Source organism: Alloalcanivorax gelatiniphagus (genome assembly GCF_005938655.1).
GTDB classification, from domain to species: domain Bacteria; phylum Pseudomonadota; class Gammaproteobacteria; order Pseudomonadales; family Alcanivoracaceae; genus Alloalcanivorax; species Alloalcanivorax gelatiniphagus.
The window spans coordinates 157,139-181,592 of the sequence record NZ_VCQT01000025.1 but is presented as its reverse complement, the minus strand read 5'-3'; the positions used below and the strand labels follow the sequence as shown (position 1 = coordinate 181,592).

Below are 24,454 nucleotides of genomic sequence, written 5' to 3'. Positions count from 1 at the left end.
GGAGGTGGCCATGCTGGGACATCGTTTGTTGCAAGCGGCGGCGGCGCCCGGGCACCGGCGTTTCGCCGCCGGGCTGCGTCAGCTGGAGCGGGTGCAGCGGCAGAAGCTGGCGGAGCTGGTCGGCCTGGTGGCCGCTTCGGACAGTGGCCGGCGCCTGGGCGTGCGGCCGGACTGGAGCTGGGAGACCTTCCGTGATCGCCTGCCGGTCACCGATTACGAGCACTGGCGGGCGCCCATCGAGGAGGCCCGCGCCGGCCAGGGCGGCGCCCTGATCGATTCGCCGGTGGTGCGTTACCAGCCCACCAGCGGTTCCACCTCGGCGATCAAGTGGATTCCCTACAGCAAACGTTTCCTGGCCGAACTGGACGCCGCCATCAGCCCCTGGATCGCGGATCTGTACCGGGCCCACCCCCGGCTGCGCCGGGGCGGCCATTACTGGTCCATGTCGTGGATGCCCACGGAATTGCGCGATTCCATGCGCGAGGACGTCAACGACGACCTGCAGCTGATGTCCCTGGGCAAGCGGCTGCTGGCCGGCGCCACCCAGAGCGTGCCGCAGACGGTATCGCTGGCGCGCAGCTCCGATGATTCCCTGTTCGCCACCCTGGCGTATCTGGTGGCGGACCGCTCCCTGAGCCTGCTGTCGGTGTGGAGCCCCACCTTCGGGCTGGGGCTGCTGGACGCCCTGGCCACCTGGCGGGAAGAGCTGGCCCGGGCACTGCGCGCCGGCGACTGGGGGCCACGCAGCGCCGCCATGGCCGGCCAGCGCTGCCCGCGCTCGGCCCGCGGTGCCGCCTTGTTGAGTGCCTGGGATGGCCAGGACCCGGAGTTCTTCACCCGTCTCTGGCCGGGGCTGGCGGTGGTCAGCGCCTGGGACACCTCCGCCTCGGCGCCCTGGGCGCGGCGTCTCAGCGAACGTCTGCCCCAGGCGGCCTTTCAGGGCAAGGGGCTGTGGGCCACCGAGGGGGTAGTGACCTTCCCCTACCGTGACCACCATTTGCTGGCCTACCGCAGCCATGTCTATGAATTCCAGGACCCGGAGGACGACCGGGTCTATGCCCCCTGGGAGCTGCGCACCGGCCAGCGGGTGATGCCGCTGATGAGCACCGGCGCCGGCCTGCTGCGTTACCGGCTCAATGATCTGGTGCGCGTGGAGGGTCACCTGGGCCAGGTGCCCGCGCTCAGCTTCCTGGGCCGCCTGGGCAGCACCGACCTGGTGGGCGAAAAGCTCACCGGCCAGGCGGTGCACCGGGCCCTGGAGGCGGTGCCGGTGCCCGCCGGCCTGGCGCCGGTGAGCGTGGTGGCGCTGGACGACAGCGGCGACGGGCGGCCCGGTTATGTGCTGTTGCTGGATGGCGACGGCGACGGTTCGCCGGCGGAGCTGGGTGGCATTCTGGAGCAGGCCCTGCAGGCCAACTTCCACTATCAGTTGGCGCGCAATCTCCAGCAGTTGGCGCCGGTGCGCTGCCTGGCGCGGCCGGGCATGCGTGACCTCTACCTGGAGCAATGCCGGCGGCGCGGCATGATCGAGGGCAATATCAAGATGGAGACCCTGCAGCATTGGCGTGGCGAGTTGCCGGCCTCGTTGCGGGCGCCGGCGGCCGGTGTCGAGGCGCTGTCATGAGTCACCGGATTCGCCCGGCCCACCCGGACGACAACGCGGCGATCCTGGCGTTGTTGGAGAGCACCCCCCAGGAGGGCGCGGTGTCGCTCAACTTCGAGCGCCGCCCGGACTATTTCCGGGGCGCGCGGGTCAGCTGCGAGGAACCGGACGTCTGGGTGGCCTGCCCCGGGGACGCCGGGGAACAGGTGGACGCGGTGTACAACATTGGCTGGCGGCGCCTGTGGGTGAACGGCGAGGTGCAACGGGTCCGCTATGCCCATGATCTGCGCATCGACCCGCGCTGCCGCAATGGCTTGCTGCTGCACCGCTTGTTCCGGCACCTGCGCCGGCGACTGACGGCGGGGGAGTGGATGCACACGGTGATTCTGCGTGACAACCATACCTCTCTGGCCACCGTGGCCAGCGGCCGGGCAGGATTGCCGGTGTACTACCCGAGCGGCACCATCGAGACCAGCCTGATCTACACCGGGCGCCGTCGCCGGCCGGCGTCGGAGGGGGCCACCGTGCGTCTGGCCACGGCGGCGGATCTGCCCGCCATGTTGTCGTTGCTGCACCGGGAAGGGCGCCGCAAACAGTTCTTTCCCTATTACGAGACCCTGGACCCGTCCGGCTTTCTGGTGGCCTGTCGCGGTGAACAACTGGTGGGGCTGCTGGGGTTCTGGGATCAAAAGGACATCAAGCAAACCCGGGTGCTGAATTACCGGGGCGGGCTGGCCTGGCTGCGGCCGTTGTACAACCTGCACAGCCGGGTGCGCGGCGGTTTCCGCTTGCCGCCGCCGGGGGGCTACCTGTCCTACCTGACCCTGCACACCGCGGTGGTGGCCGACAACGATCCGCTTTGGTTGCGCGCCCTGCTGGACCAGGCGGTGACCCTGTTCCATGGCCGCTACGACGCGCTGGTGTGCGGCTTCTTCAACGATGACCCGCTGGCCCGGGTGCCGGCCCGCTACCGGCGCCAATGTCTGTACAGCGACCACTTCCTGGTCAGTTTCGACGGCGACCCCCGGGACGACCTGGACAGCGGGCGGCTGTCCTATGTGGACGTGGCGCGGCTATGACCGATTATCTGGGCATGTGGTACCGGGCGAGGGCGCGCCACGGTATCGACGACACCATTCATTTCGCGGTGCTGGAACCGGGTTCCGGTCGGCGTTTCGAGTTTCCGGTGCGCCACCGGGAGCACGACGGCATCGGCGGCCTGTTTCATTTGCTGCGCGGTTGGCAGGTGCCGCTGCCGACCATGCCGGTAAGCCGTCAGAGCGGACCGCCGCCCTGGTGGCGCTGGCTGCGGCCGGTGCGGGAGGCACCGGTGCCGGCACCGGACTGGCGCCTGTTCTCCGGCAGCGGCGAGGACACCTTGGTGAGCGACTGGCTGGACCGCGCGCCCACCGATGCCCTGCGCCGCCGGGCGGAGGCCGCCGGGGTGTCGTTGAACTCGGTATTGCTGAGCACCCTTAACCGGGCGGTGATGGAGACCCTGGTGTGGCGGCCGGCGCCGGGCCGTTGGCTGTATCCGGTGAATATGCGCGGGGCGGTGAGCGGCCCCCGGGACGACATGAACCTGTCCAGTGGCTTCTACTTGCCGGTGTCGCCGGACGACCACCCGGCGGTGCTGGACCAGGCCGTGCGCCGGGCCCTGCGCGCCCAGCGCCACTGGTTGTTCTGGCACGGTGCCCGGGTCGGACGCTGGGTGGGGCAGGGCGGCGTGGACTGGCTGTGCGACCGCTTTCTGAAAGGCACGCCGAGCCTGGGTTCGTTCACCAGCCTGGGCGAGTGGTGGCTGGACCTGCGTTCCGCCGGCTTCTCCTCCCGGGCGCTGGTGACCCTGTGCGGCCCGGGCAGCCCCAACCATCCGGTCTCCAACGGCGTGATGATCGTCAATGGCCGGCTCACTCTGTCCCTGAAACTGGACCCGTCGCTGGGCGCCGACCGGGCCCGGGCCGAGGAGTGCCTGGCGTGCTGGCGGTCCGGACTGGAGGAATGGCGATGAGGATCGGCAGACCGATCGTAACGGTAGTGGTGCTGCTGGTTACCGCTGGCGCCCTGGGCGCGCTCTACGCGGTACCGCCGGCGGCGCCCACCCCCACCGAGGCACCGCCGCCGCTGGCCCTGGAGGTGCGCGAGGCAACGCGGGCCGACACCGTGATACCGGTGTACAGCCAGGGGCGGGTACGTGCCAGCCGGCATATTCCGCTGAGCATGGAAGTGTCCGGGCGGGTGGTGGAGGCCGACCAGGCCCTGGCCGACGGCGGCCGGGTCAGCGCCGGCCAGGTGCTGCTGCGCCTGGACCCGGAGCCCTTCGATCTGGCGGTGACCCACCGTCTTAACGATGTGCAGACCGCTCAATTGCACCTGGCGCGCACCCGCGCCCAGGCCAGCGTGGCACGGGGCCGCAACAGCACCTCCACGCCGCTGGCCCGCCATGAGCCGCAGCTGCAGGAGGCCCAGGGCCGGCTGGCGTCGGCCCGGGCCGGCTTGCGCGAGGCCCGCCGTCAGCGCGAGCAGGCTACCCTGCGGGCGCCGTTCGACGGTGCCCTGGAAGCGGTCAAGGTGGAAACCGGCCAGCATCTGCAGGCCGGCCAGACCCTGGCCCGGCTGTACGGCCTGGCCACGGTGGAGGTGCGTCTGCCGGTGCGCGATGACTGGCTGGCGCTGCTCGGCATCGACCCCGGCGACCCGGCCAGCCTGGCGCCGGTGGAGGTGCGCCTGCGGGGCCGCTTCGCCGGCCGCGATGGTGAATGGCCGGCGCGGGTGGTGCGCCGGGAGGGCGGCGTCAACCGTAACCGCATGGCCTACCTGATCGTGGCGGTGGACAACGAGGAGCAGTCGCTGCCGCTGGAGCCCGGGGTGTTCGTGAGCGCGGAGCTGCGCGGCCCGCCCCTGAGCGGGGTGGCGGTGCTGCCCCGGGCGGCGCGGGCCGGTGACGAGGCGGTCTGGGTGGTGGACGAGGACGGTCGCGTGCATCGCCGGACGGTGTCGATCCTGCACAGCGACGCCGACCACCTGTACGTGGAAAAGGCGCCGGAGCAGCCGCTGGTGCTGGCCGACGGCCGCCACCTGCTGGAAGGCATGCGGATTACGCCGCGAACCGCCGCCGACGGCGTGGCCCACGCCGACGCCCACCCTGACGCCCGGGCCGACGGAGAGACGCCATGAACGGCGGTATCCGCTGGTTCACCGCCAACCCGGCGGTGGCCAATCTGCTGATGGTGGGGTTGCTGCTGGCCGGGGCGCTGGCGATTCCCCATACCCGCCAGGAAACCCTGCCCAACGTGCCCCTGGACCGCATCGGCATCTATGTGGGTTACCCGCAGGCCACCCCGGAAACCGTGGAAGCGCTGGTGTGCACGCCGCTGGAAAACGCGGTGGACGACGTGGAAGGCGGCACCGAGCTGATCAGCGAGGCCCGGGAAGGGCTGTGCACGGTGCAGCTGGATGTGCTGGAAGGCTACGACACCGCCCGGGTGCTGGAGCAGATCCGCACCCGCATGGACGCCCTGGACACCTTGCCCCAGGGCGCCAGCCGGCCCCGGGTGCGTGAGTTGATCGTGCGTAACCGGGTGGCCCGGCTGCTGCTCAGCGGCAACGTGCCCCGCGCCGACCTGTACCGGCTGGCCCAGGACGCCCGCCGGCAATTGCTGGCCGGGGAGGCGGTGTCCAGCGTCGACATCGAGAACCTGCCGGCCCGGGAGATGGTGGCTTCGGTGCGCCGCGACGACCTTTACCGCTACGACCTGAGCCTGAGTGAAATCGCCGCCGCCGCCGGCGATGGCGCCCGCCGGGTGGCCGGCGGGCTGCTGCGCGCCGGCGACGGCGAATGGATGCTGGAAACCGGTAACCAGCCCCGGGACGCGGCCGCTTACGGCCGCCTGGTGATCCGCCAGTCCGAGGACGGCGACCTGCTGCGCCTGGGCGATGTGGCCACCATCGACGACGGCTTTTCCCGGGACACCATGGCGGCCTGGCTGGACGGCGAGCCGGCGGTGGCCCTGGACGTGTACCGCACCGGTGGCCAGAACGTGCTGGATGTGGCCAAGGCGGTGAATACCTGGATGGACAGCGCCGACCTGCCCGCCGGCGTGAGCCTGACCCTGTGGCGGGACGATGCCCGCCAGTTCCGCGACCGTTCCGATTTGCTATGGCGTAATGGCCTGCAGGGGCTGGTGCTACTGACCCTGCTGCTGGGGGTGTTTCTGACCCTGCGACTGGCCGGCTGGGTGGCGCTGGGCATTCCGGTGTGCATGCTGGGCGCCTGCGCGGTGTTGCCGCTGCTGGGCGAGTCCTTCAATACCATCTCCCTGTTTGCCTTCATGCTGGTGCTGGGCATCGTGGTGGACGACGCGGTGATCGTCGGCGAAAGCGTGGACCGCTGCCGCCGCCAGGGCCTGCACGGCCGGGAGGCGGCGGTGACCGGTGCCCTGCGGGTGGCGCGGCCGTTGCTGTTCGCGGTGCTCACCACCCTGGTGGCGTTCGCGCCGCTGCTGTTTCTGCCGGGCCCGGAAGGCGCCCTGATGCGGGTGATCCCGATTGTCGCCATCGCCATTCTGCTGCTGTCGCTGGTGGAGTCGCTGTGGATCCTGCCCGCCCACCTGGTCAGCCAGCGGCCGGCGCGGGGCTGGATAGCTCGCTCCGAGGCCCTGGCCGGACGGGTCAACGATGGCCTGGAACTGTGGCTGAGCCGCCAGGTGCAGCCGCTGCTGCGCGCCTGCCTGCGCTGGCGCTATGTGGTGATCCTGGGCTTCGTGGGCCTGTTTCTGTTTTGCGTGGCGCTGGTGCACAGCGGCTGGCTGACCATGGTGCTGTTCTCCCGGGTGCAGGGCGACCGGGTGGTGGCCGAGGCGGTGTTTCCCCAGGGCACCGGCGAGGAGCGCCTGCGCCGGGAAGTGACGGCCCTGGAGGAGTCCGCCCGGCGCCTGGCGGCGGATCTGGCGGACGGCGACAGCGGCATGCGGGTGACCCGGGTGTTCGCCGAACAGGGGGTGCGCCGCAAGGTGTCCAATGCCCGCGACCCCGGTGCCCGCTACCGGGTGCGGGTGAGCCTGGCCCTGGAGCATGACCAGGGCAGCGCCCTGCGGCCACGGCGGGTGGCGGCGCTGTGGCGGGACCTGCACGGCACCGTGCCGGACGCCCTGTCGTTGAAGTTCCACGCCAACCTGATGACCGTGAAGCCGGACATCCATATCAATCTGTTCCACCCGGACCTGGAGCGGCTGCAGGCCCTCAGTGACCGGCTGGCGCTGACCCTGGAACGCATGAACGGGGTCCACGAGGTGGCCAACAGCACCCGCGCCCGGCGCACGGTGGTGGACATCGAGCTGCGCGAGGAAGGGCGGCTGGCCGGGTTGGATACCGAACGGCTGGGGGCGCAGGTGCGCGATGCCTTCCATGGCGTGCAGTTGGATCACTGGTTCGAGCAGGACCGGGAGGTGCCGGTGATGCTGCGCCTGGCGGAGGCGGACAGCCGCCGGCTGCGGGACCTGGAGCGTCTGCCGGTGCGTCTGCCCAACGGCGATGTGACCCTGCTGGGGGCGGTGGCGGAAGTGCACCGGCACCCGTCGCCGGCCACCATCGGCCACTACGACACCCGCCGCAATGCCACGGTCAGTGCCTATGTGGACGAGAAGGTGACCTCACCGGCCCGGGTGATGGCGGCGCTGCGCGCCTCGGTGCTGGACCCGATGCGCGCCGAGGACCCCAGTGCGGACTGGGACGTGGCCGGCAAGCCGGCCGCCATAGAACGGTTCCTGGACCGCCTGTCCCTGGGCTATTTGCTGGCGCTGTGCTGCATCTTCTTCCTGCTCACCGTGCTGTTCGGCGGCTATGGTCAGCCGCTGCTGGTGATGATGGCGATTCCGTTCGGTCTGGTGGGCGCGTTCCTGGGTCACTTCCTGCTCGGCTACAGCCTGACCCTGTGGTCCCTGGTGGGGGTGATCGCGGTGAGCGGGGTGGTGGTCAACGATAACCTGGTGCTGATCGATGGCATCAATGCCCGTCGTGAGGAGGGGCTGCCGTTCATGGATGCGGTGGTGGAGGGCGCCAGCGAACGGTTGCGGCCGATTCTGCTGACCTCGCTGACCACCTTCGCCGGGGTGGCGCCGCTGATGCTGGAGACCAGCGCCCAGGCACGCTTCCTGATTCCCATGGCGGTGGCGCTGGCGTTCGGGGTGCTGTTCGCCACCCTGGTCAGCCTGCTGCTGGTGCCGTGTCTGCTGGTGGCGGGCCAGGATCTGCGCCGGGCGGGACGGGCCCGTCCGGCGCCAGTGGAGGCGGGCGGCTAATCGGTGCGGTCAGCCGGCGCGGTTCAGCCGCCGGTGCATTCCGCCCGGGAGCCGTCGAGCTTGCAGCGGATCTTGTGCAGCAGATCCAGCATGTCGCCGTCGTAGTAGCCTTCCTTGCGCATCTGGTCGCGGGCGTCCTGCATCATCAGCTCGTATTCACGCTTGTCGTTGTCGGGGATGTCCACCCACCATTTGTCGTCCACCGCCTGGGCTTCCCGGTCCAGCTGTTCCAGCACCCGGTCCAGGTTCTGGTAGAAATATTCCCGGGATTTCTGGGCGATGTCGGCGGGGATGCGATCTTCCCTGGCGACCACCTGAATGGTCAGCTGCACCAGCGGGTAATCGATGATGCCACCGTCCGGCTGCAGACCCTTGTACAGCTCCAGCACGCTATAGGCCACCAGCGGCGCGGCGATCACATCCACCGAGCCGTTGTTGAACTTGCCGGCGAAGTTGGTGATGTCCGAGGGCACCGGGGTGGCGCCGGCGGCGGCCACCATCTTGGCCTGGGTGGGGTCGAAATCGAGCACCGCCACTTTCTTGCCGGCGGCCTTGGCCAGGGTGTTGATTTCCCGGTCGTTGACGAACAGGTAGGCGGGGCCGATCGGGGCGATGCCGATCACCTCGTAGGAGTTGGCGGTGAGCTTCTCCGCCCGGCTCGGGTGGGCGAGCACCTGCAGGGCCAGCTTCATATGCTCCATGGTGGGCAGGGCGCCAATGGAATCCAGGGTGCCGGAGTACTTGTTGAACTGGCGGGCGCGCAGGCCGGTCATCAGGGAAGCGTCGCACTGGCCGGCCTTGAGGTCCTCGGCGGCCACCTGTTCGTTGGTGTAAACACGGAGATTGGCCTTCAGGCCCCAGCCCAGGGCGGCGGCGCGCCAGTCCTGCATGGCGGCCATGGTGGGACCGGCCTGGCCGGCGATATCGAAAACGCAGATGGTACGCTCAATCGGCGCCTGGGCCGCGGCGGTGCCGGCCAGCGACAGGGCCAGCGCCGCACACAGGGCGGTTACGCGTTTTATCATCATTCTGGTCCTTCATCCATGTGGTGATCCCATGGATGGTAGGCGGGTGGCGCCAGGACACAAAACCCTGGCGCCCGCTTCACAAAGCGTTTCGGTCACTCAGAAATTGTAGTTCTTGAGCCGGTTCGCCTGCTGGCGATAGAGGGTCACCGGGTCGGTGCTCCACAGGTCGTGCAGCCCGAGAACCTGGTTCACCTCGTCCAGGTGGTTCATGCGGTAGTCGTCGCGGATCACCATGCCCAGGTGGCTGGAGCAGCTGCTCACCAGGCCATCGTTGGGCTCGCCGAGAAAGACGATGGAGGTGGCGCCGAGCAACACGTCGGACGGGTCCAGGACGTTGGTGAGCGGCTTGGCGCCACTCCAGGAGAAGTAGGAAATGCCGTTGGATGCCACCCGTGGGGCATCGCCGCAGTACCGTGCCGGTACCCCTTCCGGATACTGCTGGTTGAACGCCACGGTCTCGGCGGTGGTCAGCGCCTTGAGCGCGGCCAGGATGTCCTGTTCGTTGCCACCGCTGCTGAACAGGTCGATAAGACCGGCCAGGGAATTGCCCAGGTAGGCGATCAGGTTGCCGGAGAAGGGCACATTGTCGGCCACGCCCTGCAGCACGTCCGCCAGCCGGGCGCCCCAGTTGACGCCGCCCACGCTGGTCACCGAACTCACATACTGCGGATACACCGAGGCCACGTAACGGATGGTGGGCCCGCCGTGGCTGTGGCCGATCAGGTTGACGCTGTCGGCGCCGGTGCTGGCGAGGATGGTTTCCACCTGGCGGGCCAGCTGTTCGCCGCGCACCACGGTGTCCTCGGCGGCACTGACCTGGGCCACGTACACCTGGGCGCCGCTGCGGCGCAGTTCTTCGGGAATCCGGTACCAGTAATCGACGCCGGCGGCGGTGTCGAAACCGAACAGGCCATGCACCAGCACGATGGGGTGGCGGGTCTCGGTGTAGCCGGCGGTGGCGGGGCCGCTCAGGCCGAGCAGAAGCAGGGCGCCCAGCAGCGCGTGAATGACGATTTTCATAAGCTTCCCTGGTCGTTGTTGTTGAAATGTATTTCTTGCCAATGTCCTATTGGGAAACTCCCGGCCATTGACCGGGCGTGCAAACAGCCTAATTCGGCTGTCCATTGGATTTCATTAATAAAAAAGTAGTAATCCGATTAATGGTCGGTGAACAGGGATGGACAATAAGGAGAACATGGATGCGGGTATGGCTCCCGGGACTACTGATTTTGCTGGCTTTGGCGGTATTGGCCTGGACGCTGGCGCCATTCTCCGGCGACGACGACAGGCCGTCCGTGACGCCCACTTCTGCACCAAAAAGTCCGGTGAGGGCGGACAGCCAGGGCAATGATTTCGATACCTTCGTGGCACGCGGCGAGAAACTGAAAGAGACCCCCGCGTCCTGGCGGGGCACGGTGCCGGACGGTGAACTGCGCCACGACGACAACGGCGACCTGGTGGTCAGCGAAGGGGTGCGGCGGCGATTCGACTATTTTCTTTCCGCCCTCGGCGAGGAAGACCTGAACGTGCTGCGCGCCCGGCTGGCCGCCCATCTGGCCCAGGCGCTGCCGGATAAGGCGGCGCACCAGGCCTGGGCGCTGTTCGAGCAATACATCGGTTATCGGGCGGCGCTGCGCCAGCTGGAGGAGCCGAACCGGGAACCGGAGTCACTGCGGCGTAGCCTGGAGCAACGCCAGGCGTTGCGCGCCCAGTGGTTCGACGCCACCACCCGGGAGGCGTTTTTCGGCTTCCGCGACCGTTATGACCAGTTCGCCCTGGCGCGCCGGAAAATCCTGGAAAACCAAGGGCTGGACGCGGACCAGAAGGCGGCCCGCATCGCCGAGCTGGAAGCCTCCCTGCCGGAGCATATGCGTGACATGGTGGCGGCGTCGCGGCAGCCCGTGGAGGTGGCCTCCCAGGTGGCGGCCCTGCGCCAGCAAGGGGCGTCGGATTCGCGCGTCTATCAGTTGCGCGAGCGGGAGCTGGGGGCGGAGGCCGCGGAGCGGCTGGCGGCTCTGGACCGGCAACAGGCGGAATGGGAGCGCCGTTACCGTGAATACCGCGAGCAGCGCCGGGCGATTCTGGACAGCGGCCTGGCACCGGCGGACCGGGACGCCCAGGTGGAGGCGTTGCGGACGCGGCTGTTCGATGAAGGGGAGCTGCGTCGGGTGGAGGCGTTGGATGGTGTTCGGTGATGCTCCGGGGGGATCGCGACTGAAGTCGCTCCTACTCGGGACACCTTGTAGGAGCGACTTCAGTCGCGATTAATTCTCAGCCCTTGGTCTGATTCGCCACCGCTTCGGCGGCCTTGGCGGCGGCTTCCTCGTCGCCCAGGTAGTAATCGCGGATCGGTTTCAGATCGTCGTCCAGCTCGTAGACCATGGGAATGCCGGTGGGGATATTGAGCTGGCACCGGCGGACCGGGACGCCGAGGTGGAGGCGTTGCGGGCGCGGCTGTTCGATGAAGGGGAGCGGCGTCGGGTGGAGGCGTTGGATGGTGTTCGGTGACGCTCTGGGGGATCGCGACTGAAGTCGCTCCTACAGTAGGTCACCTTGTAGGAGCGACTTCAGTCGCGATTAATTCTCAGCCCTTGGTCTGATTGGCCACCGCTTCGGCGGCCTTGGCGGCGGCTTCCTCGTCGCCCAGGTAGTAATTGCGGATCGGTTTCAGATCGTCGTCCAGTTCATAGACCATGGGAATGCCGGTGGGGATATTGAGCTTGACGATATCCTCGTCGGAGATGCCGCTGAGGTGCTTGACCAGGGCGCGCAGGCTGTTGCCGTGGGCGCAGATCAGCACCTGCTTGCCGGCGCGCACCTGGGGCTCGATTTCCGCCTGGTAGTAGGGCAGGAAGCGGGCCACGGTGTCCTTGAGGCTCTCGGACAGGGGAATGCGTTCTTCCTCCAGATCCTTGTAAACGCGCAGCCGGCCGGCGTAACGCTCGTCGTCCCGGTCCATCTTCGGCGGCGGGGTGTCGTAGCTGCGACGCCAGATCAGCACCTGCTCATCACCGTATTTCTCGGCGGTTTCGGCCTTGTTGAGGCCCTGCAGGGCGCCGTAGTGGCGCTCGTTGAGGCGGTAGTCACGGATCACCGGAATCCACATCTGATCCATGTTGTCGAGAATCGTCCACAGGGTGCGGATGGCGCGTTTCAGCACCGAGGTATAAGCCATGTCGAACTCAAAGCCTGCTTCCTGCAGCAGCACGCCGGCCTGACGGGCCTCCTCGCGGCCCTGTTCGGTCAGGTCCACGTCTTTCCAGCCGGTGAAACGGTTTTCCTTGTTCCAGACGCTTTGGCCGTGACGGACCAGTACCAGTTTGGTGGTCATGGGGATGTCCTGTGGGTTTCGATGAACGTAAAGGCCGCGAATCTTACCAGAAACCTCCGGGAGGCCGAAATGCCGTCGGCCGGCGCCGTTCCAGCCGCCGCCCGCGACCCGTATAATGCGGCGGATCATTCGCAAGCCCTGGACCGAAATGAGTTATCTCTGGTGCGAGAGCACCGATGCCATCGCCGAATGGGCCGCCGCGTTGCCCGCCGGCGCGCCCCTGTACCTGGACACCGAATTCATGCGCGAGCGCACCTATTATCCGCGCCTGGCGCTGGTACAGGTGCACGACGGCCAGGCCATCCGTCTGATCGACACCACCCGGGTGGCGGCGGCGGACCTGGCGACGGCGCTGGCCGGCCGGGTGCTGGTGATGCACGCCTGCTCGGAGGATCTGGAAGCGCTGGCCACCTTCACCGGCGACTACCCGGCGCGGGTGGAAGACACCCAGATCGCCGCCGCCCTCACCGGCGAGGACATGCAGATGAGCTACCAGCGGCTGGTGGAGGACCGGTTGGGAGTGAGCCTGCCCAAGGGCGCCACCCGCACCGACTGGCTCAAGCGGCCATTGAGCGAGGAGCAGCTGCGTTACGCGGTGGACGACGTGAAGTACCTGATCGAGGTGGCCGAGGGGCTGCGCGAGCAACTGGCGCGGCTGGGCCGGCTGGACTGGTGGCACGAGGAATGCGAGCGCCTGCGCGAGGACGCCCTGCGCCGTGCCGCCCCCGGTGACGCCTGGCGTCAGGTGAAGGGCGCCGGGGCCCTGCGCGGCCAGGAGCTGGCGGTGCTGGAGGCTCTGGCGGAGTGGCGCGAGGCCTGTGCCCGGGAGCGCGACCTGCCCAAGGGGTTCGTGCTGCGCGATCCGGAGCTGCTGGAACTGAGCCGGGTGACGCGGCCCTCCGAGGAGGCCCTGCGCCAGGCCGGCATGCACCCCAAGGCGATCCGCCGCGACGGTGAGCAGGTGCTGGCGCTGATGGCGCGGGCCGCCACCGCCACGCCGCCGGCGCCGTTGCCGGCGCCGCTGGACCCGGCCCAGCGCCAGCAGGTCAAGGCGCTGCGCGAGCGGGTCGGCGCCATCGCCGAGCAGTTGGATCTCAAGCCCGATGTGCTGGTGCGCCGTCGCTGGCTGGAAGCGCTGGTGCGCGACCCGTCCCGGTTGCCCGAGCCGCTCACCGGCTGGCGCCACGAGCTGGTGGCCAAACCGCTGCTGGAACGGCTCTGAGCCGATTCGACGGAGATTCCCATGCTGCAAGGCAAGCTGTTTTGTTCGATCTATAAAAGCCCGCGCCGCGAGGGTATGTACCTTTACGTGGAACGGAGCAAAGGCCTCAAGGACCTGCCGGACGCCCTGCGCGAGCGGTTCGGCACGCCCCGCCATGTCAGCGACCTGATTCTCGATCCGGCCCGGCCGCTGAGCCGCGCGGACGTGAACCAGGTGATGGCCCGCATCCGTGAGCAGGGCTTTTACCTGCAGATGCCACCGCCGCCGGATCAGGACCTGTACCTGGCGGAAGGGCACCCGGACCGGCCAAGACCGGACCAGACCCGCCCGGACCGGAGCAGAGACTGAACGTTATGCGTGAACGGTTCTGGGAATTGCCCCTGGCGGAACTGGACGCCGACGAATGGGAAGCGCTCTGCGATGGCTGCGGGCGTTGTTGTCTGGTTAAACTGCAGGATGAGGACAGTGGCGAGGTGGCGTTCACCAACGTGGCCTGCGCCTACCTGGACGACCAGGGCTGCCGCTGCACGGTGTACGCCGAGCGCCAACGTTATGTGCCGGATTGTATGCGGGTGACCCCGGATCTGGCCGAGCATTTCGATTGGTTGCCGGTGACCTGCGCCTACCGGCGGCGGGCCCATGGCCAGGCTCTGAACGCCTGGCATCCGCTGATTTCCGGGCGCGCCGATTCGGTGCGCGAAGCGGGCATCAGCGTGGCCGGCCGGGTAGTGTCCGAGCGCGGGGTGGCCGACGACGACCTGGAAGAGCATATTGTGCACTGGGTGGGCTGACGCCGCCCTTCGATTAACTGGAGTAACCGTGACGACGAAAGCCTATATGTGGGGATGGTTCGCCTATTTGCTGGGATGTGTGGGAGTGCTGTTCGTGCTGTGGTACATCACCCGGCCGTTCGCCACCGCCGTGCGCCTGCCACTGCGCGCGGTGGGCGCGGCACTGCTGCTGACGCCCTGGTCGGTGTCGCCGGAACACGGCGAGCTGGCGCCGGCCTGGGTGGTGGTGGTGTTCGACGGGCTGTTCCAGGAAGACACCAGCCCGTGGCGGGCCGGCGCGCCGCTGCTGGCGATCCTGGTGGTGGCGGTGCTGGTGGCGACGGCCGAGATCTGGCGCCGGCGGCGCAAGTATGGCCAATACGATCACCACCATGATGACGACGATGACCGGTACGCGGGGGCGGAGTGAGCGATTGCGTTTTCTGCCGCATCCGCGATGGTGAGTTGCCGGGCAGCGTGGTCTACCGGGACGAACGGGCCATCGTGCTGCTGGATCTGTTTCCGGTGCGCGAAGGCCATTGCCTGGTGATTCCCCTGGACCACCACCCGCTGCTGCAGGATCTGTCGCCGGAACTGACCGCCCATCTGTTCGAGCTGGCGCGGCGCACCATCCGCGCCCAGAAGCGGGCCGGGCTGGATGTGCTGGCGCACAATGTGATGGTCAACGATGGCCGCGAGGCCAACCAGCACGTGCCCCATGTGCACATCCACGTGATCCCCCGGCGCGGCGGCGACACCCTGGCCACGGCGCTGACCTGGGGCACGCGCATGATGAACATCTTCGGCCTGGCCAAGCGCCGCCACCGGCTTGATCGGCTGGCTGGTTTGCTGGCCGAGCATTTTCCCAAGGCCTGATCTCGCGTGGGATCGCGACTGAAGTCGCTCCTACAGTAGCGTGAACAGGGCGCTGTAGGAGCGACCGGGCGGCGTTCCGCTTCAGTCGCGATCCAACCCCTCAAGGCCGCGCGCAACAACGCACCCGCAACGGCCAGCACACGGTTCTTTTCCCTTCACCCCAGGCCGCCCGCAGGGCCGGCACAAAGGCCGCCAGCGGGTCCTCCCCGGCGGCGCGGGCGCTGACCAGCGCCGACCAGGTATCCAGGTAACCGGCCATATCCCGCCAGCCCCATTGGCGCCGGATCGGCGCGGTCGCCAGGTCGGGCAGTTCCGGCCAGGGCAGGGGCAGGCCACGATAACCGTCCACCACCAGCCAACGGGCCGCCGGCCACCAGGGCCGCAGGGTGCGGTCGTGGAAGTCCTCCACCAGACCCTCCAGCCCCTGCACCATGCACAGGCCATAGCTGATGATCGCCAGCACCCCGCCCGGGCGCAGCACCCGGCCGGCTTCATGGAAAAAAGCGGGTAACGGAAACCAGTGCAGGGCCTGGGCCACGGTGATCAGATCCAGGCTGGCGTCCGCCAGCGGCAGGGCATCGGCGCGGGCGGCCAGATAGTGGGCGCCGCCCGGCGGGGCGGCACGCAGCTGTTCCAGGCTGACATCGGCGCCCAGCACCTGCTGGAAGTGCGCGCCCAGGGCGCGGCAGGCCTGGCCGCTGCCGCACCCCAGGTCCAGGGCCAGGCGGCGCGCCGGGGCCCGTTGGGCCAGGGCGGCGAACAGACTGTCGGGGTAGTCGGGCCGGTGGTTCTGGTAGCGGGCGCCGCGCTGGAACAGGCGCTCCGCATCGTCCTTCATGACGCCACGCCAGGGGCGAAGCGCGCCTCCCAGCCGGCACCGTCGCCGCGCTCCAGATTCAGGGCGATGCCGGCGCGCCACTGGCCCAGGGGGGCGGCGCACCAGGCCACGGTGCCGAACAGGTGCAGCGTGCCAGCGCCGGGCTCGGGCAGGTGTACCCACAGTTCCACGTCGGTGTCCGGGGGGATGGAGTGGGGAAAGCGGACGCCGAGACCGGTGCGTGACAGGTCCCGGCAAAGCAGCTCCAGGGGTTCCTGATCATCCCCGCGCTCCGGGCGCAGGATCAGGGTGACGCCCCCGGGGGCGTCGTGGCGGGGATGCTGGCGGTGCTCGTCGCTGGCGCCCATGGGTTCAGCCGTAGATCAGCCGGTCCACCACCGCGGCGGCCACGGCGATGGCCGCGGTCACCGCCAGCAGGGCCCCCAGCAGGGTGAGGGCCGGCCGCCAGCTTTTGGGCAGGGGTTCAGTGGCGCGCAGCGGCGTGCGATCAGATTCCGGGCGTTTCATGACGGCCTCGCATGGCGGAAAAACATCTCCGCAGATTAGCGCATAGGGCTTGCCCGAGGCCAGACACCGGCGCCCTTATCCGGCCTGAATTTTCTGGAACACCCAACCGTGCACGCTATCCGAGAGCAGCGGCAGAAACGCCACGATCAACAGCACCGTCAGCATCACCGAAATGGGCAGCAGGAACTTCTCGTAGCGGCGGAAGAAACTGCCGGTCTTGAGTTTCGCGCTTTCCACTTCGTCGTCGCCCACCACCTGTCGGGTCAACAGGTGGTTGAGCGCCACCGGCGGCGTCAGATAGCCCAATTCAAAGGCCACCAGCGCGATCATCCAGAAGTGCAGGGCGCTGATGCCGTTGGCCTGGGCCATGGGCGCCATGGCGGCGTTGACCAGAATCACCGCGCCCAGCGGGTCGATGAACATGCCCACCAGCACCAGGGCCACCACGAAGAAGGCGGCGGCGATCCACACCGAGCTGAAGGCGCTGGGCAGCGCGTCCAGTACCCCGGAACGCTCAATGATGCCGGAGGCGGCCATGGACATGGCCATCAGCAGCAGCAGGGCGCCGATATGGCCGGTGGTCTCGGTGGTGGCGAAGCGCATGGAGCCTTCCAGTTTTTCCGAGATGCCTTTTTCTGGCGCATAGTGCGGGTCCTGGTCGCCGGTGGGCACCAGGTAGTGCACCACCAGGAACAGGGTGAACAGCAGGTTGCGCCACAGGTCGCCCCACAGTGCCGACTCCAGTTCGGTGGCGTTGACACCGGCGGGCAGGGTGCCGCCGCTGATCGCCTGATAGCCATCCCAGATGCCCATGTAGGAACTGATCAGCATGCCGGCCATGAACAGGGCGAACAGATGCACCACGTGGCGGCTGAATTTTTCGTACACCAGGATGGCGATCAGCATCACCGGCAGAATGATCGGCGCGGAAAACTCATCCAGTTGGCGGGCCAGCAGGTCATTGAAGAACAACGCCACGGCGCCCACCACGATGCCGTAGGGCATTAGCGGCACGGCGCGCTTGAGGCTGGCCGGCAGCGCCTTGGCGAACGGCGCCACCCGCGCCGGGGTGGTGCGCGCGAACTGGCTGTACAGGAAAAACACCAGCAGGCTGAGGAAGAACACCTTGCCGCCGGCGGAGAACATCTCGGCGGTGGTCACGCTCTTGTTGAGCGCGGCGATTACCACCACGATCAGGCAGGGGCGCAACACCACGCCCATGGAACCGGACATGGCGGTGGCCGCCAGGGCCAGCTGCTTGCGGGCGCCCACGCGGATCAGTTCCCGATAGATGGTGGCACCGGCGGCGATCACGAAAATACCGGAGGCACCGGTATAGGCGGTGAGTACCGCGGCGAACGACAGCACCACCAGACACATCAGTTCCGGTGACAGGTTCCAGGGGCGCATCAGGTCGAACACGATGTGCGTCAAACGGGTTTGCTTGAGCATCATGCCGATCCAGATGTACAGCGCCAGGTTCAGGAACAGAGTGGACAGTTCCATCATCATGTTCATGTAGACGCTGACGCCGTGGAAATAGCCCTGGCCGTAGAACTGCACCGACGCCGAGATGCACATGAAGCTGAACAGCGGAATGGTGAGCAGGGCCTTGCCCCAGGAGCCGCCGGTTTCCAGATCACGGGGCGGCTTGAGCAATTGATACAGCGCGGCCAGCGCCAGTATCGCGAAGCCGATCACCCAGACCCAGTGCAGGTACAGCGCATCCACGGTGACGCCGGCGTTGGCGGCGCGCAGGTCCGCGTTGCGGTAGACGATGGCGGAGACCAGCAGCAGCGAATTGGAAATCACCTGGGCGCCCATGGAGATCAGGTGGTCCTTGCGGGTGCGCGATGGCCGCAGGCAAATGTGGTGGCGCTGGAGGGTGGTGGTGGTGGCGCAGATCAGCAGCAGCAAGGCCAGCAGCAGGCGCTTGTAGTCCCCCAGGGTGGCCACCAGGGTGGCCACGCCGCCTTCCAGGTTGCGGAACGCCACCACCCCTGGCGTGACCTTTTCCTGCACGGTCTGGAAGCGCTCCCACTTGGCCCGGCAATTGGCACGGGCGGCGGTCAGCGACTGGCGCACCGCGTCACGGTCAACGCTGCCGCCGCCGAGAATGTCGGCGAGCGGGTCGGCGCTGGCATCCGCCTGACGGCGTTGCACGATTTCCTCGGTGCGGGCTTCGATGTCCGGGTCGCGCTCGCAGGTGGGCGGCGGCGTCAGACCGGCGGTGCGCAGCAGGAAATATTCGTCCCAGGTGGTTTCGCCGATTTTCAGCAATTGGGAGTGAATGATCTGACCGGAAGAGAGGAAAACCACCAGCAGCAACAGCAGGAACACCGGCAGCGTGGAGAGCCATTCCTGGGGGGAACGGCGGAGTATTTCCGGATTCCTTGTTTCCATGAAGCGATTCCTTTTTTGTTTATGTGTTCTTGATTTTTGTTGTGGTGGTTCGCTTTTTTCTATGTGTACAACTATAAACATTGATGCTATAGATTCGTCCCCTGTACCGCAACGCGGTGGATTGACCGAAGCCACACGCCCGGCCCGTGTTTTCAGTCAACGAACATTAGAACAATACCGATAATGGGGGACAAACCATGCGCCATACGGATGTGATTACCTTGCCAAAGCTGCTGGCCCGGGTGCCCGACGTGATCGGACACCTGCCCGGGCTGATCAAGGGATCGCGGATGAGCAAAATCACCGATACCCAAAAGCCGGTGGGCTTGGGCGTGGCCTTCGAGCGCACCGCCAAGCTGCACCCGGCGGGGATCGCGCTGATTCAGGACGAGCGCGCTTTCACCTACCGCACGTTGAATGCCTGGGCCAATCGCATTTGCCACTATCTGGCCGGGCTGGGTCTGAGCAAGGGCGACACCGTGGCGGTGAACCTGGAAAACCGGCCGGAGCTGATCGCCACGGTGATCGCCTGCGCCAAGCTGGGGGTGTGCGCGGCGCTGCTGAATACCTCCCAGAAAGGCAAGGTGCTGGTGCACAGCATCAATCTGGTGACGCCGAAGGCGGCGATCATCGGCGCCGAGCAACTGGCGGTGGTGGAGGCGGTGCGCGGACAACTGGCGGTGGACGGTCCGTTCCTGTATTTCGCCGACCAGGACACCCTGGCGGACCCGGGGCCGGCGCCGGAGGGCTATATCAATCTGGCCGAAGTGATCCACGGCCGGCCCGATGAAAACCCGGCCAGCACCTACCACACCTATCTGCGCGATCCGCTGTTTCACATCTACACCTCCGGCACCACCGGCCTGCCCAAGGCGGTGGTGTTCAATCATGGCCGCTGGGAAAAAGCCTACGGCGGCTTTGGTTATTCCTCCGTGCGTTTGGGGGAGCAGGACCGCCTGTACTGCACCCTGCCGTTCTACCATGCCACCGGCCTGGTGGTGTGCTGGGCCTCGGTGATCGCCGGCCAAGGTGGTCTGGTGTTGGCGCGGCGGTTTTCCGCCAGCGCTTTCTGGCACGAGGTGCGCAAGCACAACTGCACCGCCTTCGGCTATGTGGGTGAGCTTTGCCGCTATCTGTACGAACAGCCGGAACGGCCGGACGACGCCGATAACCCGGTGCATACCATCGTCGGCAACGGCCTGCGGCCGGGGATCTGGAAAGGGTTCAAGCAGCGCTTCGGCATCGAGCGGGTGGCCGAGTTCTACACCGCCTCGGAAAGCAATGTGGCGTTCACCAATGTGTTCAACTTCGACAACACCGTGGGCTTCTCGCCGGTGAGCTATGCCATCGTCCGCTATGACAAGGACGGTGACCGCCCGCTGCGCGACCGGCGGGGCCGCATGATCCGGGTGGGCAAGGGCGAGGCCGGTTTGATGCTCGGCGAAATCACCGACAAGACCCCCTTCGATGGCTATACCGATCCGGAAAAAACCGAGAAGGCGATCTTCCGCGATGTGTTCAAGAAGGGCGACGCCTGGTTCAACACCGGCGACCTGATGCGCGATATCGGTTTCCGCCATGCCCAGTTCGTGGACCGGCTGGGGGACACCTTCCGCTGGAAAGGGGAGAACGTGTCCACCACCGAGGTGGAGCAGATCTTGGACGACACCGGTCCGGTGGTGGAATCGGTGGTCTACGGGGTGGAAATTCCCGGCACCAATGGCCGTGCCGGCATGGCCGAACTGCGCCTGGACCGGGCCCACGGGGAAGTGGACTGGGCCGCCTTTACCGCCGCCCTGGGCGAGCAACTGCCGCCGTTCGCGGTGCCGGTGTTTCTGCGCATCAACGACCAGGGCGTGGAAACCACCGGGACCTTCAAGCACCAGAAGAACAAGCTCAAGGAAGAAAAGTACGACCTGGAACGGGTGGGTGACCCGGTTTATGTACTGCTGCCCGGGGAGCGGGTTTATCAGCCGCTCACACCGGAAATCCAGAAGGGCATCGATAGCGGTCGGTACCGTTTCTGACACCATCGATCCATGTAGGAGCGGCTTTAGCCGCGAAAAAAAAGCGGGCCGAGGCCCGCTTTTTCCTTTCTCCGTTTTTTCTCCGTTAACCGTCAGCCCACCTGGATCCGGTGGAACAGCCAGTCGTGCAGGCTGTCCGAGATCAGCGGCAGGAACGACACGATCAACAGGGCGGTGAGCATCACCGCGATTGGCAGGATGAACTTCTCGTACCGGCGGAAGAAGCTGCCGGTGGTGAGCTTGGCACTCTCCACCTCGTCGTCGCCGACCACCTGTCGTGTCAATAGATGGTTGAGCGCCACCGGTGGTGTCAGATACCCGAGTTCGAATGCCACCAAGGTGATCATCCAGAAGTGCAGCGGCGCGATGCCGTTGTCGAAGGCCACCTGGGCGATGGTGGCGTTCACCAGAATCACGGCCCCATAGGGGTCCATGAACATGCCGATGATCACCATGGTCACCACCAGAATGGCCATCGCCACCCAGATCGAGGAGAAGGTCTCCGGCAGCATCTCCAGCACACCGGAACGCTCGATGATGCCGCCGGTGCTCACCGACAGCGCCATCAGCATCAGCAGGGCACCGATATGCCCGGTGGTTTCGTTGGTGGCCAGCCGCAGGGCGCCTTCCATTTTTTCCGACACGCCTTTTTCCGGCGCGTAGTGCGGGTCCTGATCACCGGTTTTCACCAGGTAATGAATCACCAGGAAGCCGCCCAGCACCAGGTTACGCCAGAACTCCGCCCACAACACATCTTCCAGCTGGGCGGCGGAAACGCCCGCCGGCACATTGCCGCTGCTCAGGGCCTGGTAGCCTTCCCAGATGCCCATGAACGACAGCACCACCATCACACCCAGGAACAGGCTGAACAGATGCAGCAGATGGCGGCTGAGTTTTTCGAACAGCAACACCGCCAGCAGCATCACCGGCAGAATGATGGGCGCGGAAAACTCGTCCAGGTGCCGGCCCAGCAGGTCGCTGAACAGCACCAGAATGGCGCCCACGATGATGCCGTAGGGCATCAGCGGTACCAGCCGCTTGAGGCTGCGGGGCAGGGCTTCGGAGAACGGCGCGATGCGCGCCGGTGAGGTGCGCGCGAACTGGCTGTAGATAAAGAACAGGAACAGGCTCAGGAAGAAGATCTTGTAGCCGGACGCGAACAGCTCGGCGGTGGTCACGCTCTTATTGAGCGCGGCGATGATCACCACCAGCAGACAGGGGCGCAGCACCACGCCCATGGAGCCGGACATGGCGGTGGCCGCCAGGGCCAGCTGCTTGCGGGCGCCCACGCGGATCAGTTCCTGGTAAATGGTGGCACCGGCGGCGATCACGAAGATACCGGAGGCACCGGTGTAGGCGGTGGGGATAGCGGCCACCGCCAACACCACGAAGCACATCAGCTCCGGGGACATTTTCCAGGGCCGCAGCACATCGAACACCAGATGGGCCAGCCGGGTCTGCTTGAGCAGCATGCCGATCCAGATGTACAGCGCCAGGTTCAGGAACAGGGTGGACAGTTCCATCATCATGTTCAGATAGACGCTGATGCCGTGGTAGTAGCCCTGGCTGATGAACTGGGCCGACGCCGTCAGACACATGAAGGTGTACAGCGGAATGGTCAGGAATGCCTTGGGCCAGGAGCCGCCGGCTTCCAGATCCCGGGGCGGCCGTATCAACTGATACAGGGACGCGGCGGTGAGCAGGGCGAAGCCGGCCATCCAGAAGGCATGCAAATAGAAATTGCCCACCGTGACCCCGGAGGCCATGGCCTGGGTATCCTCGGCGCGATACACCGAAGCCGACATCAGCAGCAGGCCGTTGGCGGCCAACTGAGCGATGGTGGAGACGTAATGGTCCTTGCGGGTCCGTGGCGGCCGCAGGGCGATATGGTGGCGCGCCAGGGTGGCGGTGGCGGCGCAGATAATCACCAGCAGACACAGCAGCAGCCGTTTGTAGTCACCCAGGGTGGACACCACGCTGGCCACGCCGCCCTCGATATTGCGGAAGGCAATGACCCCGGGGGTGACTTTTTCCTGCACCGTTTTATAGCGCATCCACTTGGCGCGGCAGTTGGCGCGGGAGGCCTCCAGGGACTGGCGGATGGCGTCCTCGTCCACCTCGGAACCACCGAGGATATCGGCCAGGGCGTCGTCCGCCTGGGCCTGGCGCTGCTCGACGATTTCGCGCACGCGCTGGTTGATATCCGGGTCCGGGTTGCAGCTGGGCTCGGCCACCATGCCGGCGCCCCTCAGCAGAAAATATTCATCCCAGGTGGACTCACCAATCTTGAGAAGCTGGGAATGAATGATCTGACCGGAGGAAAGAAAGATCACGATCAGAAGGATAAACAGCGTTGGCAGTGACGAAAGCCACTCGCCCACCGAACGTCTGGCCACGGTAAAGGTTGGTTTTTCCATTTTTCACCCGGTTACTGGTTCACCGCCGGATTGGCGGCATGGGGCGCGGAGGGGATTAAGAAACGGGGCCCGGAAGGGCCCCGTGGGCTGGTCGATCACGTTACCCCATCAAAGGGTGCATTCGGCCCGGGAGGGCTCGTAGCGGCAACGCACTTTCTTGAGCAGGGAAATCAGGTCCTTGTTGTAAATACCGTCCTCGGTCATTTCCATGCGCGCTTCGCGGAGCATTTCGTCGTAGCGCAGCTTGTCGTCATGGGGAATATCGATCCACCACTTCTTATCCACTTCGTTTTCCGCGTTGTGGATCACGTTCATGGCGCGGTCGAACTGGCCATACATGAATTTGCGGGACTTCTGATCGAAACCTTCCGGGAAGCGGTCGGCGCGAAGCACGATCTGGGTGGTCAGCATGCCCAGGGTGTAGCGCACGATGCCGCCGTCCGGCTGCATGCCCTTGTAGAGCTCCAGGGCGGAGTAGGCCACCACCGGCGCGAAGCAGATGTCCACGGAGTTGTTGTTGAAACGACCGGCGAAGTTGGTGATGTCGGACAGCACCGGGGACATGCCCACCTTGGCGGCCATTTCCGCCTGGGCCGGGTCGTATTCCATCACCGAGATGGACTTGCCGGACAGTTCACCGACGGTGTCGATGGACTTGTCCTTCACGAACAGATAGGCGGCGCCCATGGGAATCATGCCGCCCATGGTGTAGTTGCCGGTTCTCATTTTCTCGGTGATCTTCGGTGAGTCGCTGGCCATGACCTGCATCACCGTTTTCAGCTCTTCGTAGGTGGGGATGGCGCCAATGGCCTCCATGCTCCCGGAGAAGCTGTTGAACTGGCGCACACGCAGGCCGGTGAGCACCGCGCCGTCGCACTGACCTGCTTTCAGGTCCTCGGCGGCGATTTTCTCGTCGGTGTAGGGTTTCAGCGTCAGGTTGACGCCCCAGCCCGCTGCCTGGGTTTTGAGGTCCTTCATGACGTTGAACACGTCACCGTTGGCGCCAATGATGTCGAACACGCACAGGCTGCGGTCCACGGCCGCCTGGGCCGGGGACAGGGCGCTCAGGCCCAGAGAGGCTGCCGCGGCCAGGGCGAAAGTCTTGAAAACGCGCATCACGGTATCTCCTTGCG

The 24,454-nt window shown here is 66.6% G+C and carries 21 protein-coding genes; 12 read left to right on the top strand and 9 right to left on the bottom strand.

Annotated elements, in window-relative coordinates; translation table 11 throughout:
- Nucleotides 1–10: 10 nt before the first annotated feature.
- Genes FGS76_RS07610 through FGS76_RS07590 form a run of 5 tightly spaced genes read left to right on the top strand, consistent with a single transcriptional unit; the run spans nucleotide 11 to nucleotide 7,902 of the window.
- Entirely contained in the window at nucleotides 11–1,624 is a 1,614-nt protein-coding gene (locus FGS76_RS07610) for a GH3 family acyl-acid amido synthetase (RefSeq protein ID WP_138772020.1), read from the top strand.
- Nucleotides 1,621–2,682 carry a hypothetical protein gene (locus FGS76_RS07605; RefSeq protein ID WP_138772019.1) on the top strand — a complete coding sequence of 354 codons (1,062 nt, stop codon included), beginning with the start codon at nucleotides 1,621–1,623 and terminating at the stop codon, nucleotides 2,680–2,682. Before FGS76_RS07610 ends, FGS76_RS07605 begins: the two co-directional genes overlap by 4 nt.
- Nucleotides 2,679–3,614, top strand: coding sequence for a hypothetical protein (locus tag FGS76_RS07600; protein ID WP_138772018.1), 936 nt, complete (start codon nucleotides 2,679–2,681; stop codon nucleotides 3,612–3,614). The genes FGS76_RS07605 and FGS76_RS07600 overlap by 4 nt, the downstream gene beginning before the upstream one ends.
- Entirely contained in the window at nucleotides 3,611–4,780 is a 1,170-nt protein-coding gene (locus tag FGS76_RS07595; protein ID WP_240692459.1) for an efflux RND transporter periplasmic adaptor subunit, read from the top strand. The genes FGS76_RS07600 and FGS76_RS07595 overlap by 4 nt, the downstream gene beginning before the upstream one ends.
- Nucleotides 4,777–7,902 carry an efflux RND transporter permease subunit gene (locus FGS76_RS07590; protein WP_138772016.1) on the top strand — a complete coding sequence of 1,042 codons (3,126 nt, stop codon included), beginning with the start codon at nucleotides 4,777–4,779 and terminating at the stop codon, nucleotides 7,900–7,902. The genes FGS76_RS07595 and FGS76_RS07590 overlap by 4 nt, the downstream gene beginning before the upstream one ends.
- 23 nt (nucleotides 7,903–7,925) lie before the next feature.
- On the opposite strand, the gene FGS76_RS07585 is transcribed toward FGS76_RS07590, so the two are convergent.
- Together FGS76_RS07585 and FGS76_RS07580 are read right to left on the bottom strand one after the other, a co-directional pair.
- A complete protein-coding gene (locus tag FGS76_RS07585; RefSeq protein WP_338081326.1) occupies nucleotides 7,926–8,930 on the bottom strand; it encodes a putative solute-binding protein in 1,005 nt (334 codons plus the stop codon).
- Nucleotides 8,931–9,026: 96 nt separating this feature from the next.
- Nucleotides 9,027–9,950 (bottom strand): lipase family alpha/beta hydrolase, encoded by a 924-nt coding sequence (locus FGS76_RS07580; RefSeq protein ID WP_138772014.1) that lies wholly within the window; start codon nucleotides 9,948–9,950, stop codon nucleotides 9,027–9,029.
- Nucleotides 9,951–10,129: 179 nt separating this feature from the next.
- Between FGS76_RS07580 and FGS76_RS07575 the strand changes: the two genes are divergently transcribed.
- Complete coding sequence (locus tag FGS76_RS07575; protein ID WP_170214424.1) at nucleotides 10,130–11,125, top strand: lipase secretion chaperone; 996 nt, start codon at nucleotides 10,130–10,132, stop codon at nucleotides 11,123–11,125.
- Between the two features lie 389 nt (nucleotides 11,126–11,514).
- Here FGS76_RS07575 and gpmA read toward each other — a convergent pair whose 3' ends face one another.
- A complete protein-coding gene (gene gpmA / locus FGS76_RS07565) occupies nucleotides 11,515–12,261 on the bottom strand; it encodes a 2,3-diphosphoglycerate-dependent phosphoglycerate mutase (RefSeq protein ID WP_138772012.1) in 747 nt (248 codons plus the stop codon).
- A gap of 115 nt (nucleotides 12,262–12,376) precedes the next feature.
- On the opposite strand from gpmA, the gene rnd reads away from it, so the two are divergent.
- The 5 genes from rnd to FGS76_RS07540 are packed head-to-tail and all read left to right on the top strand — an operon-like array spanning nucleotide 12,377 to nucleotide 15,129.
- Complete coding sequence (gene rnd / locus FGS76_RS07560) at nucleotides 12,377–13,483, top strand: ribonuclease D (protein WP_240692458.1); 1,107 nt, start codon at nucleotides 12,377–12,379, stop codon at nucleotides 13,481–13,483.
- 21 nt (nucleotides 13,484–13,504) lie between these two features.
- Entirely contained in the window at nucleotides 13,505–13,831 is a 327-nt protein-coding gene (locus FGS76_RS07555) for a YcgL domain-containing protein (protein ID WP_138772010.1), read from the top strand.
- Between the two features lie 5 nt (nucleotides 13,832–13,836).
- Entirely contained in the window at nucleotides 13,837–14,274 is a 438-nt protein-coding gene (locus tag FGS76_RS07550; protein ID WP_138772009.1) for a YcgN family cysteine cluster protein, read from the top strand.
- 28 nt (nucleotides 14,275–14,302) lie between these two features.
- Nucleotides 14,303–14,683, top strand: coding sequence for a hypothetical protein (locus tag FGS76_RS07545; protein WP_240692457.1), 381 nt, complete (start codon nucleotides 14,303–14,305; stop codon nucleotides 14,681–14,683).
- Nucleotides 14,680–15,129, top strand: coding sequence for an HIT family protein (locus FGS76_RS07540; RefSeq protein WP_138772008.1), 450 nt, complete (start codon nucleotides 14,680–14,682; stop codon nucleotides 15,127–15,129). Before FGS76_RS07545 ends, FGS76_RS07540 begins: the two co-directional genes overlap by 4 nt.
- Before the next feature lie 100 nt (nucleotides 15,130–15,229).
- On the opposite strand, the gene FGS76_RS07535 is transcribed toward FGS76_RS07540, so the two are convergent.
- The 4 genes from FGS76_RS07535 to FGS76_RS07525 all read right to left on the bottom strand — a co-directional run bounded on the left by FGS76_RS07535 (nucleotide 15,230) and on the right by FGS76_RS07525 (nucleotide 18,877).
- Nucleotides 15,230–15,967: a class I SAM-dependent methyltransferase gene (locus tag FGS76_RS07535; protein ID WP_138772007.1), complete on the bottom strand. Its 738-nt coding sequence runs from the start codon at nucleotides 15,965–15,967 to the stop codon at nucleotides 15,230–15,232.
- Nucleotides 15,964–16,314, bottom strand: a complete 351-nt coding sequence (locus FGS76_RS07530; protein ID WP_138772006.1) for a PilZ domain-containing protein — start codon at nucleotides 16,312–16,314, stop codon at nucleotides 15,964–15,966. The genes FGS76_RS07535 and FGS76_RS07530 overlap by 4 nt, the downstream gene beginning before the upstream one ends.
- 4 nt (nucleotides 16,315–16,318) lie before the next feature.
- Nucleotides 16,319–16,474, bottom strand: coding sequence for a hypothetical protein (locus tag FGS76_RS19440; protein ID WP_170214423.1), 156 nt, complete (start codon nucleotides 16,472–16,474; stop codon nucleotides 16,319–16,321).
- A gap of 75 nt (nucleotides 16,475–16,549) precedes the next feature.
- Nucleotides 16,550–18,877, bottom strand: coding sequence for a TRAP transporter large permease subunit (locus FGS76_RS07525; protein WP_138772005.1), 2,328 nt, complete (start codon nucleotides 18,875–18,877; stop codon nucleotides 16,550–16,552).
- A gap of 197 nt (nucleotides 18,878–19,074) precedes the next feature.
- Between FGS76_RS07525 and FGS76_RS07520 the strand changes: the two genes are divergently transcribed.
- A complete protein-coding gene (locus FGS76_RS07520) occupies nucleotides 19,075–20,904 on the top strand; it encodes a long-chain-acyl-CoA synthetase (RefSeq protein WP_138772004.1) in 1,830 nt (609 codons plus the stop codon).
- 92 nt (nucleotides 20,905–20,996) lie between these two features.
- Here FGS76_RS07520 and FGS76_RS07515 read toward each other — a convergent pair whose 3' ends face one another.
- Nucleotides 20,997–23,321 carry a TRAP transporter large permease subunit gene (locus FGS76_RS07515; protein ID WP_138772003.1) on the bottom strand — a complete coding sequence of 775 codons (2,325 nt, stop codon included), beginning with the start codon at nucleotides 23,319–23,321 and terminating at the stop codon, nucleotides 20,997–20,999.
- Nucleotides 23,322–23,429: 108 nt separating this feature from the next.
- A complete protein-coding gene (locus tag FGS76_RS07510) occupies nucleotides 23,430–24,437 on the bottom strand; it encodes a putative solute-binding protein (protein WP_138772002.1) in 1,008 nt (335 codons plus the stop codon).
- Nucleotides 24,438–24,454: the final 17 nt, after the last annotated feature.